The sequence below is a fragment of the Reyranella sp. genome (assembly GCF_050185545.1).
Classification (GTDB): domain Bacteria; phylum Pseudomonadota; class Alphaproteobacteria; order Reyranellales; family Reyranellaceae; genus Reyranella.
In genome coordinates, this window is the sequence record NZ_JBFWZI010000063.1 from 1 (window position 1) to 14,602 (window position 14,602).

Annotated in this window: 12 protein-coding genes; 6 read left to right on the top strand and 6 right to left on the bottom strand. The window is 67.6% G+C overall.

The features are described 5' to 3' along the window. The 3 genes from AB7O82_RS18060 to AB7O82_RS18070 form a co-directional block, all read left to right on the top strand. The coding region (locus AB7O82_RS18060) for an alpha/beta fold hydrolase (protein WP_428619905.1) at positions 1–684 on the top strand (684 nt) is incomplete at its 5' end. Positions 685–735: 51 nt separating this feature from the next. Continuing rightward, positions 736–1,701: a TIGR03619 family F420-dependent LLM class oxidoreductase gene (locus AB7O82_RS18065; protein WP_428541759.1), complete on the top strand. Its 966-nt coding sequence runs from the start codon at positions 736–738 to the stop codon at positions 1,699–1,701. Between the two features lie 32 nt (positions 1,702–1,733). Then, on the top strand, positions 1,734–2,993 hold the full coding sequence (locus AB7O82_RS18070; protein WP_428541762.1) for an MFS transporter: 1,260 nt from the start codon (positions 1,734–1,736) through the stop codon (positions 2,991–2,993). Positions 2,994–3,056: 63 nt separating this feature from the next. On the opposite strand, the gene AB7O82_RS18075 is transcribed toward AB7O82_RS18070, so the two are convergent. The 6 genes from AB7O82_RS18075 to AB7O82_RS18100 all read right to left on the bottom strand — a co-directional run bounded on the left by AB7O82_RS18075 (position 3,057) and on the right by AB7O82_RS18100 (position 9,398). Then, positions 3,057–4,256, bottom strand: coding sequence for an LLM class flavin-dependent oxidoreductase (locus AB7O82_RS18075; RefSeq protein ID WP_428541765.1), 1,200 nt, complete (start codon positions 4,254–4,256; stop codon positions 3,057–3,059). 35 nt (positions 4,257–4,291) lie between these two features. Then, positions 4,292–5,059 (bottom strand): alpha/beta fold hydrolase, encoded by a 768-nt coding sequence (locus AB7O82_RS18080; RefSeq protein WP_428541768.1) that lies wholly within the window; start codon positions 5,057–5,059, stop codon positions 4,292–4,294. A 44-nt stretch (positions 5,060–5,103) separates the two neighbouring features. Next, positions 5,104–5,985, bottom strand: a complete 882-nt coding sequence (locus AB7O82_RS18085; protein WP_428541771.1) for an isocitrate lyase/PEP mutase family protein — start codon at positions 5,983–5,985, stop codon at positions 5,104–5,106. Positions 5,986–6,045: 60 nt separating this feature from the next. Further along, positions 6,046–7,011, bottom strand: a complete 966-nt coding sequence (locus AB7O82_RS18090; protein WP_428541774.1) for an isocitrate lyase/PEP mutase family protein — start codon at positions 7,009–7,011, stop codon at positions 6,046–6,048. 184 nt (positions 7,012–7,195) lie between these two features. Then, positions 7,196–8,329, bottom strand: a complete 1,134-nt coding sequence (locus AB7O82_RS18095; protein ID WP_428541776.1) for an amidohydrolase family protein — start codon at positions 8,327–8,329, stop codon at positions 7,196–7,198. A gap of 52 nt (positions 8,330–8,381) precedes the next feature. Then, positions 8,382–9,398 (bottom strand): Bug family tripartite tricarboxylate transporter substrate binding protein, encoded by a 1,017-nt coding sequence (locus tag AB7O82_RS18100; RefSeq protein WP_428541779.1) that lies wholly within the window; start codon positions 9,396–9,398, stop codon positions 8,382–8,384. 98 nt (positions 9,399–9,496) lie between these two features. Here AB7O82_RS18100 and AB7O82_RS18105 point away from each other — a divergent pair, with 98 nt between their 5' ends. The 3 genes from AB7O82_RS18105 to AB7O82_RS18115 all read left to right on the top strand — a co-directional run bounded on the left by AB7O82_RS18105 (position 9,497) and on the right by AB7O82_RS18115 (position 14,559). Beyond that, a complete protein-coding gene (locus AB7O82_RS18105; protein WP_428541782.1) occupies positions 9,497–10,270 on the top strand; it encodes a GntR family transcriptional regulator in 774 nt (257 codons plus the stop codon). Between the two features lie 452 nt (positions 10,271–10,722). Next, the gene (locus AB7O82_RS18110; protein ID WP_428541785.1) at positions 10,723–11,400 is read left to right on the top strand and encodes a class I SAM-dependent methyltransferase; all 678 of its coding nucleotides are present in this window, start codon (positions 10,723–10,725) and stop codon (positions 11,398–11,400) included. 63 nt (positions 11,401–11,463) lie between these two features. Further along, on the top strand, positions 11,464–14,559 hold the full coding sequence (locus AB7O82_RS18115) for a tetratricopeptide repeat protein (RefSeq protein WP_428541788.1): 3,096 nt from the start codon (positions 11,464–11,466) through the stop codon (positions 14,557–14,559). Positions 14,560–14,602 lie beyond the last annotated feature (43 nt).

The following is a 14,602-nucleotide window of genomic DNA, read 5'->3' on the forward strand; positions in this document are numbered from 1 at the left end:
GGCGGGTTGAATTCCCGCGTCAGCAACTGGCAGACCGCCGTTTTCAATGCGATGGAGGAATTCAAGCACGACTTCCGCTGCATCACCATGGACCAGCGCAATGCCAATGGCGGGGAGTCCGTCGGTCCGGTCCCGGTCGAGAACGCCTGGGACGCCTTCGCCGACGACCAGCTCGGGCTGATGGACCATCTCGGGATCCGCGAGTTCCTCTTCATGGGCTACTGCATCGGCGGCTGCTTCGCCGGTAAGCTCCTGCAGCGCGCGCCGCAACGCGTCATGGCCGCCGTGTTCGTCCAGACCGTGGGCCATCGACCCGAAGACCCGGACGTCATGGATCGACACAGCCGGCAGAACTGGCTTGGCGATTTCCGGGCACGCCGACCCGACGTGTCGACGGAGACGATCGAGAAGTATTTCCACAGTCTCTATCGCGTGCAGCCCGATTTCCTCTACAGCGTGCCGCGCGCGTTCATCGGCGGTTGCCGGACGCCGATGCTGGTCCTGCCGGACGACACGGCCTCGCATCCGCTGCAGACCTCGATCGACGTTGCGTCGCTGGCGCCCAACGCCGAGATCACGGTCTTCCCGTGGCGCGAGCCGCCGGACCTCAAGGCACGCACGATCAACCGGGTGCGCACGTTCCTCAAGTCGCACGTTCCGATGGGCAGGGCGGCGGCGCAGTAGCCGCCTTCACCTCGGAGAGAGCGAAGTCGCGCCCCCCAGGAGGAGAACGTCATGCAGATCGGCTTCAATGCGCCCACCACCGGTCCGTTGATCGAGCCGGACAGCCTCGTCCGGATCGTCACGGAAGGAGAGGCGCTGGGCTTCGACTACGTCACGATCAGCGACCACATCATGGTGCCGCGCAATCTGGCATCGAAGTATCCCTATACCGGGACCGGCGAATTCCCGGCGGGCGCCTCGGCCGCGTGGCTCGAGCAGCTTACGACCGCGGCCTTTGTCGCCGGACTGACGAAGAAGCTGCGCTTCGTGCTCTCGGTCATGGTGGTGCCGCACCGCCCGGCCGTGCTGACCGCCAAGGTGCTGTCGACCATCGACCATCTCTCCAGGGGCCGCCTGACCCTGGGCATCGGTGTCGGCTGGTGCCGCGAGGAGTTCGAGGCCATTGCCGCCGCTCCGTTCGACGATCGCGGCAACGTGACCGACGAATGGATGGCCGCGTGCCAGGAACTGTGGACCGCCGAGGCGCCGAAGTTCGCCGGCAAATACGTGAAGTTCGACGACGTGGTCTTCACGCCCAAGCCGGTGCAGAAGCCGATCCCGATCTGGGTGGGCGGGGAGAGCGCGCCGGCGCTGCGTCGCACCATCCGCTATGCCCACGGCTGGTATCCGGTCGGCACGAACCCGCAGCATCCGATGAACACGGCCTCGACCTTCCGGCAGGGGCTGGAACGCTTCCACGGGTTCTGCAAGCGCGGCGGTCGCGACCCGAAAGAGATCGCGCTGGCCTTTCGAGTCCTCTCCGGCCCCGGCGTACGTCCACGCGGGAGCATCGACGGCGAGGCCGAGCTGTTCACCGGCAGCGACTCCGATTGGGTCGGCGACATCAGGCGCCTTCAGGACCTCGGCGTCGGCGCGGTCGATGTCCGCCTGTTCGGCTATGGCGAGGATCGAAGCCTGCAGGGCACGATCGACAACATGCATCGCTTCCGCGACGGCGTGCTGTCGAAGATCGCCTGAAACGCGGCATGCTCTCCCGGATGCTGGCTCGGGTGACCTTTCCGCTGGCCGCGGCGAACTTCATGAACCAGGCCGCGCGGACGGTGATGGCGATCGTCGGTCCGGTGCTCGCCGTGGAGCTCGGCCTGTCGGCAGTCGAGCTGGGCGTGCTGGCGGCCTGCCTGTTCGCGGCCTATGCGGCCACGCAACTGCCGCTGGGCGTCGCGCTCGATGCGTTCGGCGCTCGCCGCGTGCAGACCGCGTTGATGCTGCTCGCGGCGGCGGGCTTTGCGGTGTTCGCGCTGTCGCCGGGCTTTGCCGGGCTCGTTGCGGCTCGGATCCTTCTGGGCATCGGGATTTCGGCCGGTCTGATGGCGGTGATCAAGGCGCACACCGATTGGTTCGACCGCGGCCGGGTCGCGCGCGTGACCGGTATCGCGTCGGCGATCGGCGCACTCGGCAGCACGCTCACCACGTCGCCCGTCCAGGCCATGCTGCCGGCGCTCGGCTGGCGGGGCGTGTTCTGGGTGCTGTGCCTGCTGGCGCTTGGGGTGGCGACCTGGATCTTCCTGTCGGTGCCCGACAAGCCCGATGTCAGGGGGCCCAATGTCACGGGGCCCAATGTCACGGGGCCCGGCATCCCGGGGGCGCGCGTCCCGGGTCCGGCGCGGACCCTGCGCGGCGACATCGCGTTGAGCGGCCGCATTCTCGCGTCAGGAACCTTCTGGCGGCTCGGCCCGGCGGTTGCGACGCTGTCGATGTTCAACTTCGTCTACCTGGGCCTCTGGGCAGGCCCCTGGCTGCGCGACGTGGCCGGCATGGACGGACCGGCGCGGGCCGGCGTGCTGCTTCTCTACACCTTCGCGATGGTCGCGGGCAGCGTGCTCGCCGGCAGCGCCGCGAGCCGGGCGCAAGCGGCCGGCTTGCCGCCCTTTGTCGTTCCGATCGTCTGCCTTGCCGGCCTGGTGCTGCTGCAGGCCGGCCTCATGCTGCAACCGAGCCGGCCCTCGCTGGTGCTCGTGCTCTGGCTCGCCATTGCGGCGTTCGGTGCGGCCGGGCCGGTGGGCTATGTTGCGATGTGCCAGATGTTTCCGCCCGAGCAGACCGGGCGGGTCTCGACTGCCGTGAACACGCTGACGCTTGGGCTCGCGTTCCTGGTCCAGGCGGCGATCGGCTGGATCCTCGATCTTTGGCCGCGTACCGCGTCGGACGGCTGGGATCCGGCCGGCTACAGCTGGGCGCTGGCGTTGACCGCGGCGCTTCAGGCGCTCGCTGCGCTCGCGATGGCCGCTGCCCGGCGACGCGGGCGGTAAGCCTCCGCCGATTGCTCGTCTACGCGTCGACACCGCCGTTTCCGCACGCCGGCTCGGAGCCGATCACTCTGCTGCGGCGCGCGCTGCGCGGCCGAGTTCGGCGAGGCGCGGCAGGATCTCCTTGCTGAACAGGGTCAGGTTGTCGACCGTGTCCTCGTGCGTGATGTGACCGCCCTGGCCCATCATGAGCAGGTGGCCGAAACCGCCGACATGATCGTGAAACGCCTTGATCTGCTCGAACACCATGTCGGGTGTGCCCGCGAAGCAGATGCCGGCATCAATGAACTCGTCGACAGTTGCGGAGTTTACGTCGACCTGCCGTCCATTGCGCAGCTGCATGGTGCGCATGGCGACGCCGCTGCCATAGCCGGGCCATTTCAGGGCCTGCGCCGTCGCCGCCGCCGACTGATAGCCGGGCGGGAAGGCGAACTGGGCACCCACCCGCAGGGCCGTCCGGCTGTAGTCGAGGATGTGGTTGGCTCGCCCGTAGCCTTCCTCCTTGGTGGCACCGACACCGACCATCGCCATGTAGGCGAACCGGTCCGGCGTCGCCGTACGACCTTGGCTCGCCGCACCCTTGCGATAGGCGGCATAGATCCCCGGCGTGCGGACATACCCGGTATTGAGAGAGCCGATGACGTAGCCGCGCTCGCCGCCGATCTGCGCCGACTCGGGGCTGTTCACGGTGAGCCAGACAGGAGGATGCGGCTGCTGGTAGGGCCGCGGCCAGACGTTGACCTGCCGGTAATGGAAATAGCGCCCCTCCCAGTTGAAAGGGCCATCATGCGTGGTCATCGCCTTCAGGATGAGATCGTGGGCCTCCCAGAAGCGCGCCATCAGGTCGGCCGGATTGCTGTTGGCCGGAGTCACCTCGAAGGGCGCGCCCTTGACGAAGCCCATCTCGACGCGGCCGCGCGAGATCACGTCCAGCATCGAGTACTCCTCGGCGACACGTACGGCATCGAAGCGGTTGCCGATAGGCATGCCGAGACACAACAGGCGCGCCGTCTTCGTTTCGCGCGCCAGGATCGCCATCGGAATGGTGCAAACCGAATCGATGCAGGTCGCCGTCGCGTGGTGCTCGTTGACCATGATGTTGAGGCCGAGCTCGTCGCACAGGACCCATTCGTCGAGATAGCGATGGTACAGGTCGGCGGCGACCTTGGGATCGCAGAGCCGGTTCGGCACGACGTTGCGCAGCTGGGCGCCGAGTTTCTCCCAGGCGGGATGATAGGCGAGCTCGCTGAAATGCCAGACTTTCATGGTCGTTGTTCCCTCCTCCGCTTGGGAGTTCGCAATCACTTGGCGACGAAGGCGTCGATGGCCCGGATGACGGCATCGGGCTGCTCGATCTCGGGGTAGTGCCCGGCACCTTGGATGAGCGAGAATTCCGCCGCGGGCAACGTCGAGGCAAGCAATCGTCCGTAGGCGGGCTTTGCCAATCCGTCCGACTCTCCCCACAGGACCAGCGTCGGCAAGTCTGCGCGATGCAACCACCGCCGCAGGCCTGGATTGTGCAGGTAGGGTCGCCAGCCATAGTGGGCCAGCATCTGGCGCTCGCGCGCGAGTCCTTCGAGCTGCGCGGACGACATGCCGGCATAGTTCGGCGCATGCCGCTTCGGATCGGCGAACAGCAGGGGAAAGGCCTCGATGTCGGGCATATAGAAGAGGTCGGCGAAGTCGCGCTCTTCCCGGCCGGAGAACTTCACGCCGACCGACGAGACGAGAACCAGGTTGGATAGTCGCGTGCGATTGCGCACGCACATCTCCAGCGCAATCCATCCGCCGAGCGACGCGCCGACGAGGACGACACGGTCGTGCTTCAGCTTGTCGAGGAGATCGAGATAGAGATAGGCGAGATCGTCGACCGACCGGAAGTCGGTCGGCGCTGACGTCGTCCCGTAGCCCGGGTGCCGCGGCGCGATCACCGTCCAATTCCGTGCGAGGGCGGCGAGATACCCCGTCACCTGCTCGACATACTGCTCGGCATGCAGGTAGAGGAGCGGCGGGCCTGAGCCCGCGATGTGAACCTCGAGTGAGACGCCCCCGACATCGAGCGTTTCCATTCCAGTCGACCTCCCCCTGCAAGCTCTCTGATGGACCTCGAGGCCTACTCTGCGGCCTTGGCTGTCGGCTCGCGGAAGGCGGTACGCAACGGATCCCAGTCGTTGGCGCCGACCCGCGCGAAGGCCTGCTGCACGGTCATGGGACGGCCGGGCACGGGATGGCGGTAGTCCCTCTTCAGCGCAGCCAGCGCATCGTCGCATGCCGACATCACGGTCTTGAACAGGAGGCCCGGGACGATCGCCAGGCGATAGCCCATCTTCTGCACCTCGCGCAGGTCGACCTCCGGCGTCTTGCCGCCGTAGACGACGTTGAGCAGGCAGGGGCCGCGCACCAGCTTCGGGACGCTGGTCACCTCTTCCATCGTCTGCGGCGCCTCGACGAACGCCATGTCGGCGCCGACGGCCAGCGCCAGGTTGGCGCGGGTGATCGCCTCGTCGAAGCCCAGCCTGGCCCGCGCGTCGGTGCGCGCGATGATGGTGAAGTCGGGATTGGTGCGAGCCGAGGCAGCGGCGCGGATCTTGGCCAGCCAGTCCTCGCGCGGCACGATCTCCTTGTCGTCGAGATGGCCGCAGCGCTTGGGGAAGCCCTGATCCTCGAGATGCAGGGCTGCCACGCCGCGCCGCTCGTACTCGCGCACGGTGCGCACGACGTTGAGTTCGTTGCCGTATCCGGTGTCGGCGTCGGCGATCACCGGAAGCTTGACCGCCCGGGCGATGCGCTCGGCGTTCTCCGCCATCTCGCTCATGGTGACGAGGCCGTAGTCGGGAAATCCGATCGTCGCCGCGGTGCCGGCGCCGGTCATGTAGACCGCCGGAAAGCCGGCCTGCTCGATCAGGCGGGCTGTGATGCCGTCGTAGGCGCCCGGTGCGATCACCATGTCGCCGCCGGAGAGTTGCGCGCGCAGGCGCGTGGCGTTGCTGGTCATGACTTCCTCCCTACCTTCATCGGCCCGTCGTCACTTGTCTCGTCGTCACTTGTCTCGTCGTCACTCGGCCGCGCGGCGCGGCACGTGGCCAAGCGTACCTTCGTACTTGCGGGCCGTCTCGGGCGGAAGAAACGCCTCCTCGAGCGCCCGGATGCGGTCGAAGCCGGCGAACTCGTGGGTATTGCCGAGCGGATGGTCGGCGAGCTTCCTGTTGAATTCCGCCTCTGCGATCGGTCCCTTGTCGCGGATCGCTACTGCCAGGTCGTACATGGCCATGATCGAGGCGCGCATGGTCACGCCGGGCAGGATGGTGACGGCGATACCAAGGCTCGCCATCTGCTCGCGCGTCATGCGCGGCGAAATCCCGGTCATATTGTAGAACACCGGGCCCTTGACTTCCTTGCAGACGCGCTCGATCTCGGCCATGTCCTTCGGCCCCTCGACGAAGGCCAGGTCGCCGCCGGCCTCGAGCAGGGCGTTGGCCCGCCAGATCGCCTCGTCGAGCGAGCCGCCGTGCGCGCCGCGGCTGTCGGTGCGGGCAATCAGCACGAACTCCGGGTCGAGCGCCTGGCGGGTCGCATGAGCGGCACGCATCTTGCCCACCGCCTCTTTGCGATCGACGACTTCGCGACCGGCGACGTGGCCGCAGCGCTTGGGCGCCACTTGGTCTTCCAGGTGCATGCCGCCCAAGCCGCTGCGGATGTACTCCTCGACGGTGCGCACTACATTTATGGCATTGCCGAAGCCGGTGTCGGCGTCGGCGATCACCGGCACCTTGACGGCGGCGGCAATGAGACGGGCATTCATTGCCGTCTCGGTCAGGGTCGACAGTCCGGCAGCGGGTAGGCCGAGCAGGGCCAGCGACGAGCCGTAGCCCGACATGTAGACCGCTGGGAACCCGGCCTCTTCGAGCACGCGCGCCGACAGTGCATTGTAGCAGCCAGGAACGATCAGCGGTGCCTGCTCGCGGATGAGGCGCCGCAGGGTGGTACCGGGACGCTCGGGGATTGCCTGACCAAGACGCATGACAGATGCCTTTCTCGTTGCCGCGGCGACCTGTTGGGACACGTTGCGGCTTCGCGTGGGATGCCTGGAGCACATTCCGTTCGACTGGAACAGCCGAACGGAATGTGTCTGATGAAACAACTGACCCCGGTGCGCGCATTCTCGATTGAGGAACCGCGAGCGGTTCTTCAAATCGAGAATCGTTCTATTGCAGACGATAGAGCTTGGCGGCGTTGTCGCACACCACCTTGCGGCGCACCACCTCCGGCAGATGGCCGAGCTCGCGCTTCAGGTAGTCGCGCGAATCGGGCCAGATGCCGTCGGGATGGGGATAGTCGGAGCCCCACATGACGTTGTCCTCGCCCAGCTCCTTCAGAAGCTTGATGCCGATGACGTCGCTCTGATAGGTCGCGTAGCACTGGCGGTACCAGTACTCGCTGGGCTTCATCTTCAGGATGTCCTTGAACTGGTCCTCCCATTCGAGATCCATGTGGTCGAGCACGTACGGGATCCATCCCAGGCCGGCCTCGCCGATCACCACCTTCAGATTCGGATAGCGCTCGAGAGCGCCCGAGAACATGAGCTGGATCAGCATGTAGCTCATGTGCATCTGGAAGCCGGTGATGTGGGTGGCGAAGGCGCGGCGCGCCATCGTCTTGCTCATCTTGGTGTAGTCGGGCGAGCGGCCGCCGATCGTGTGGAAGTGCACGGGGATTCCGGTCTCGTGCGCTATCTGCCACAGCGGTTCGTAGAAATCGTCGTACAGCGGGATCATGTCCGGACGGTTGGCGACGTCGATGCCGCGCACGCCGCGCGCCGCCGCGCGCTTCACCTCCTTCACCGCCGCGGTCATGTCGTGGCTCGGCACGTTGGCGAGGCCGATCAGGCGGTCGGGATGCTTGGCGCAGAAATCGTGCAGCCAGTCGTTGTAGATGCCCAGCATCTCGCAGGCTGCGTCGCCGTCGTTCAGTCGGCCGCTCGAGCCCAGGACGCCGTACAGGACCTCGGCCTGCACGCCGTCCAGGTCCTGATCCTTGAGGCGCAGATCGGGGTCGGTCAGGCGCCGGATGCCCTTCTTGCCGTCGTCGTACAGGCCCGTCGAGGCCATGCGGTCGGAGCGGTAGATCTCGCCGGGGACATACTTGCGGCCGGCCGAGCCCATGCCGTTCACCAGGCCGAACTGCGCGCCGTTGCGGCTGACCCAGCGCGGACCGTCCGGTCCCTGTTCGACGTAGGGCATGCGGTCCTTGAACTTGGCCGAGGCGTTGCTGGTGAACAGGTCCGTTGGCAACCAGATCAGGTCGACATGGCCGTCGGCCGAAATGACGTCGTACTTCATCGCTCCATCTCCCGAGTGAATGCTGTGGCGCTGGATGGGTTGGTCGGAGTCGCTATTCGACCTTCATGCCGAGACGTCGGATGGTCTCGCCGGACTCCTTGAGGTCCCGCTGGAAGCGCTCGGAGAAGGCCTCGGGCGTGTCGCCGCCCGGCAGGGCGCCCATCTCGGCGAGCTTGGCCTTGATCTCAGAGGTGGCCAGCGCGCGGGCGATGTCGGACTGGATGGCCTTGACCACGGCAGGCGGCGTGCCGGCCGGCGCGAACAGGCCATACCAGGAGTTTTCCTCCAACCCGTCGAAGCCCTGCTCCTTGAAGGTCTTGAGCTCGCGCATGATGGCGACGCGTTGCGTGCCGATGATGCCGAGCGACTTCAGCCGGCCGCTCTGCAGCAACGACAGCCCTGAGGTGACGCTCGAGATGCCGAGATCGACACGGCCCTCGGAAACGTCGAGCACGAAGGAGGCGGCGCCCTTGTAGGGCACGTTGAGCAGCTTGATGCCGGCCACGTCGAAGATGCGCTCGGCGGTGAGTCGGCTGCCGGGGTCTGGGCTGGCGAAGGTGCGCTTGTCGGGCCCTTCTTTCCTTACCAGTGCCTGGAACTCCTTGAGATCGTTGGCCGGCAGCGACGGCGTGGCGATCAGCGTCGAGACGGGGTAGGCGACCGCGGTCACCGGCGCGAAGGCGCTCGCAGTGTCGTAGGGCAGATTCATGAGATGGGCATTGATGGCGATGCCGGACACCGCCAGAACCATCGTGCGACCGTCCGGCGCGGCGCGCGCCACCAGCGTCGCGCCGACCGAACCGTTGCCTCCGGTCTTGTTGTCGACGATCACGCTCTGGCCCCACATGGCCTGCAGTGCCTTGGCGATCACGCGGCCGACGGCGTCGGTTCCGCCACCCGGACTGTAGGGCACGACGATTGTCACCGGCCCGGCCGGCTGGAACTCGGGCTTCGCGTCGGCGCCGGTCTGGCTGAGGGCCGGGCCGGCCGAACCGAGACAGGCGCCCAGGAGGCCGACGCTCAGGAACCCGACCCTCAGGAGCCCGACCAGGGCAACTACCTTCCTCAACTTTCCTCCCGCTTGGTATATAGTCATTACAATATGCCAACTGGACTGGAGCAAGCGGCAGTGAGAGGCTCGTTCCTATGCGCAAAATGCAAAGCTCGGTGAAACTCAGGCCGAACGGCACGCTGCTGCACCGCCAGCTGTTCGTTCTCCTGAAGGAGCAGATCGTGTCGGGCCGCTATCATTCCGGCGACCGCCTGCCGACGCAGGACGAACTCTGCCGCCAGTTCTCGATCTCGCGCATCACCGTGCGGCGGGCGCTGACGGACCTGCAGGACGAAGGATTGATCCGCAACGAGCAGGGTGTCGGCGCTTTCGTCACCGCGCGCATCGACAAGCTCAAGCGTGGCCCCGACTTCAGCTTCATCGGCAACATGCGCCGCACGCTGAAGGAGACGACCATGCAGATCCTCCTGATGCAGGTCCAGCCCTGTCCGGGATCGATCGCCGGGCCGCTAGGGCTGGCGGCCGGAGCGGAGGCGCTGCATCTCGTGCGCACGCGATCGAAGAACGGCAAGCCGGTGGCGCTGATGGACGGCTGGATTCCGTCGCGCTTCGCGGCCGCGGTGACGGCGAAGGCGCTGCAGAAGAAGTCCCTGCACGAGCTGATCGCCGGCAGCTTCGACCAGCTCGGCCGCGTCGCCCAGGAGGTCAATGCTGCCCTCGCCGATCCCATCGTGGCGCAGGGCCTGCAGGTCGAGGTGAACTCGGCGGTGCTGCGCGCCACCCGCCTCGTCCACCATCGCGACGGCGCGCCGGTTCACTACGTCACGGTCTGGACGACGCCGCTGCGCACGCGCCTGGTGATGGAGATCGGGGCCGACGACATAGACGGCTACAATGTCGGCCGCCTGCTGCATGACGTGCGAGGCTGATGGCGTAATTCGGAGGGGTTTCGGAGACAAAGGAAACGGGTCGGCGCTTGCTTCGCAAACGCCTTTCTCGGGACGACACCATTATTGTCATCCCGAGCGGCCGCGAGGGACCCTTCCCCGAACGGATGACGCCGGTTTGCGGAGCCGCCGATGGCGTGAGCGGCCTTGAGGAGTCGCACCACCGTCGTTCCTGAAGCACTTCGCGATCTGCCGGAATCGCTTGCGGTTCCGTCAAATCGAACTGCAGTCCAACCCAGCGTGCCGATTGACACCGTGACATGTCGGTCACGATGATGGATTTCCGGCTGGCCCCGCTGCAGTGATGTGGTGCTCCAAACGTGATGGCGAAGAACGATCCCACCAGGACGATTCGCGAGCGCATGGCGGCTCTCTGGCAGCCACCGAGGTGGCACCGGCGCCGGAAGGAGATCCGGCAGAACCTGCAAGCGCTGATGAGCACTGTCGACCGTGCCGGGCTCGACGCCCTGCGCACCCGGTACGCAGACCGCATTCGAAGGGCCAGTGCCGATTCGCGCTACAAGTATCTCGACGTTTCATTCTACACCTTGCAGAAGCTGCTGCTTGCCTACGATCTCGGCCTGGACGAGGGGCCGCCGCGGCGTGTGCTCGACATCGGCACCGGCGCTGGCCACTTCCTGTTCGTCTGCCGCTTCCTCGGTCACCACGCCGTCGGCATCGACATCGAGAACGCGCTGTATGATGGCATTGCAGGCTGCCTCGGGGTCGAGCGCACGATCGTCCGCGTCGAGCCGCACACGCCGCTGCCGGATCTGGGCGGCAGGTTCGACCTGATCACGGCGTGCAACGTCACGTTCAACGACAAGCGAAATCCGCGCGGCTCGCGACTCTACTGGTCGGTGGAGGAGTGGCAGTTCTTCCTCGACGACGTTGTCGCCCATCATCTCCAGCGCCCCGGGACGCTGTTCATCGCGCTCACCAAGGAACGACAGGGGCGCCTGATGGGCATCGATCGCCTCGGCTACAATCGCCATGTGCTGTCGGCGGCTGCCCGCGGCGGCGCGACCGTCAGCCGCCGGCTCGGCACCATCAAGCTGTCCCTGGCCGGACCAGGCTCGCCTGCGCCTCAGACGTCGGAAGGCGCTTCCTGATGTGCAGAAAGGGGAGGAGGGACATTCTTGCGTTCGCCGCTCCGCCCCCTGACAATGCCGGGAATGATGCTCTTTCGCGAGGCCTTCGATGTCCTGGCGTGGCGTGTCGTAATCGCCGAGCGTCATGCACGGGCGGGGCGGACCGATGTTGCCGAGAGCACCTACCGAAAGATCCTGATCCGACACCCCCGGCGTGCGGCCGTGCTTGCGGGCCTCGGTCGGCTGTTGTTGCGCGAGCGCCGTTTCGAGGAGGCCGTCGAGATCTGGCAGCGCGTGGCCGAGATCGAGCCACAGCGCAGCGGCCCCCGGTTCCAGCTTGCCCGTGCCCTGCATCGCTGCGGCAGGCTGGAGGCGGCTGCGAGTCAGTATCTTCATGTGCTTGCCCTCGACCCGATGCACGAGAAGGCATTCGAGGCGCTCGAGCAGCTCAGCCAGCGGCTCGCGCGGTCGGGCGGCGCCGGCATGGCGTCGATCGATGCAGCCATTGCGCTTGCCCAGCAGATGCTCGCCCAGGAGCCCGGCTCGACGCGCATGCGCGGCAATGCGCTCGCCCTGATGGCGAGCCTGCGCTCGCGGACCGACCCGGACGCCGCCGCGCAGGACTGGGAGCGGCTGGCCGCCCAGGATCCGCGCGCCGTCGAGCCGCTGCTCCAGATCGCCCGCATCCGCAGGCGACAACATCGGAACGAAGAGGCCTGCCGCTCCTTTCAGGCCGTGCTTGAGCGCGAGCCTGACCATGCCGAGGCCCTGTTAGGCTACGGGCAGGCCTTGGCCGAGTCCGATCCGGCTGCAGCGATGCGCCACTTCGCGCAATGGGCCGAGCGCCGGCCGCGCGATCTCGCCCCGCGCCTGGAGCTCGCGTTGCGTTACCAGAAGGCGCACGACCGCGAGCGCGCCGAGGCAATGCATCGGGAAATCCTCGACCGGCTCCCGGTGGATCGCCAGGCGCTGATGCGGCTGGCGCAGATCCTCTCGCGCGATCCCGCCCGGCTCGAGCTCGCGCTCGAGCTCTGGCACCGCGTTGCCGAGCGCGATCCCAAGGCGCCCCTGCCGTTCGTCCAGCGCGCTCAGCTGCTCGACCGCGCCCGCCGCCCCGTCGAGGCGGAAAGCGAATACCATGCCGCCCTCGCGCGCGCGCCGGGCGAGGAGTCGGCGCTGATCGGGCTGGCGCGGCTGCTGGTGAAGCAGGAGCGCTGGGGCGAGGCGGTGCCCCTGTTCGAGGCGGCGAGCCGGGTCAACACCGGCCGCAGCGATGTTCCGCTGGGTCTCGGCCGCTGCCTGGAGCGGCTCGATCGCACCAGCGACGCTCTCGCCGCCTACGACAAGGTCCTGGCGATCGACCCGGCCGACGCCAATGCGCTGCTCTATCGCGGCCGCCTGCTGCGCCAGCTCGGCCGGACCGCGGAGGCGATCGAGGCATGGCGCGATGTCTGCATGCGCTCGCCGCAGAACGCGGACGCCTGGCACGAGCTGGTCTTCATGCTGGCGAGCGCCGAGCGCGACGCCGAAGCTCTGGCCGCCCTCGATGCCGCCGAAGCGGCGCTGCCGCCATCACCCGCGTCGTGGACCAGGCTCGGGCTCGCCGCGCAGGCCGGGCAGTTCCACGACAGGGCGATCGGGCATTTCGAGCGCGCCATCGCGGCCGAGCCGCACGAAGCGGCGCACCACGCGCGGCTCGGACAATGCTACCTGCGGCAAGGCATCGTCGACGGCGCCTTCCGCCATCTGCTCGCCAGCCGCGAGCTCAGGCCGGACGACGTCGCGGTGACCCGGCAGCTCGTCGACACGGTGCACGCGCTCGACGCAATCGGCGTCGATCATATGGGCCTCCACGCCGCGCCGGCGCGCTGCGGCGAGATCCTCGCACCGGAACGGCTGTTCCGCCGCGTGCGCGAGATCGCCGATGCGGAGATCGTGCCCTATGAGCCCGTCCCGCGCCGGATCATTGCCGTCACCGCGTCGCTTGCCGCCGGCGGCGCCGAACGCCAGCTCGTCACCCTGCTGCGCGGGTTGAGCGATCCCGCCTTCGGGCTCGACCTGTCGCTGTTCTGCATCTCGCTGGCGCGCCGCGGCCAGCGCGACTTTTTCCTGCCAATGCTGGCCGACACGGCGGTCGAGGTCGTCACGCCGGTCGACGACGCAATCGAATCCTGTCTGTTCCGGCCGGAGGTGGCTCCTCATGGCCGGCTGATCCGGGCATTTCCGCCGGAGATGGCCGGGCCGATCGCCTTCTGGCTGGGAGAGTTCCGGCGCCGTCGGCCGCAGGTCGTGCATGCCTGGCAGGACGGCACGAGCTTGAGCGCCGCCGTCGCCGCCCTGCTGGCCGGCGTGCCGCGCATCGTGATTTCGACGCGCAGCGTGCGTCCCGACAATCCGCGCCGCCGCCTCAAGCGTTTCATGCGCGAGGCCTACCAGGCCGTGCTCGGCCATCCCTCGGTCGTGCTGACCAACAACAGCCGGGCCGGCGCCGACGATTATGCCGACTGGCTGAGCATCGATCCCGCGACCGTCGAGGTCATCTACAACGGCATCGACCTCGACCGGATGGCTCGAGGCGTCGACCCGAGCCGCGCGCGCGGCCTGCGGCAATCGCTCGGCGTTCCGCGCGATGCACCGATCGTCGGCAGCGCCTTCCGGATGAGCGAGGAGAAGCGGCCGCTCCTGTGGGTCGAGGCTGCCGCCGCGGTCGCACGGCAGGCGCCGCGGGCGCATTTCATCGTCCATGGCGACGGTCCGATGCGCGTCGACATGGCCGCGCTCGCGCGGCGGCTCGGCATCGACGACCGGCTGCATCTTCCCGGACCGGAGGACGACATGGGCTCCTGCTACAAGGCGATGGACGTGGTGATGCTGACGTCGCGGCACGAGGGCCTGCCGAACGTGCTGCTCGAGGCGCAATCGCTGGGCGTGCCGGTGGTGGCGCCGGATGTCGGCGGGACCGCCGAGACGGTGTGGCAAGGCGTCACCGGATGGGCTGTCCGCGATGCCGACGCGCTGGCCCTGGCGGACCGCGTGCTGCATTGCCTGGCCAACGGGGAGTGGGCGGCGCGGGCGCGGGCGGAAGGACCCGGCTTCGTGCACCGCCGCTTCGGCATGGCGGCGATGCTGCGACGAACGCTCGACGTCTACGGGCTGGCAACTCCCGGCGGTGCGATGTAACAACACGAGGCGCGCCGGACATCGCCCCGGCCACGCCACTGAT

What these genes read in the sequence shown, in the direction of transcription:
- AB7O82_RS18115 (WP_428541788.1), top strand. Translation starts at nt 11,464, where the DNA reads ATGATGCTCTTTCGCGAGGCCTTCGATGTCCTGGCGTGGCGTGTCGTA.
- AB7O82_RS18080 (WP_428541768.1), bottom strand. Translation starts at nt 5,059, where the DNA reads ATGGAAACGCTCGATGTCGGGGGCGTCTCACTCGAGGTTCACATCGCG.
- AB7O82_RS18090 (WP_428541774.1), bottom strand. Translation starts at nt 7,011, where the DNA reads ATGCGTCTTGGTCAGGCAATCCCCGAGCGTCCCGGTACCACCCTGCGG.
- AB7O82_RS18065 (WP_428541759.1), top strand. Translation starts at nt 736, where the DNA reads ATGCAGATCGGCTTCAATGCGCCCACCACCGGTCCGTTGATCGAGCCG.
- AB7O82_RS18075 (WP_428541765.1), bottom strand. Translation starts at nt 4,256, where the DNA reads ATGAAAGTCTGGCATTTCAGCGAGCTCGCCTATCATCCCGCCTGGGAG.
- AB7O82_RS18110 (WP_428541785.1), top strand. Translation starts at nt 10,723, where the DNA reads ATGAGCACTGTCGACCGTGCCGGGCTCGACGCCCTGCGCACCCGGTAC.
- AB7O82_RS18085 (WP_428541771.1), bottom strand. Translation starts at nt 5,985, where the DNA reads ATGACCAGCAACGCCACGCGCCTGCGCGCGCAACTCTCCGGCGGCGAC.
- AB7O82_RS18095 (WP_428541776.1), bottom strand. Translation starts at nt 8,329, where the DNA reads ATGAAGTACGACGTCATTTCGGCCGACGGCCATGTCGACCTGATCTGG.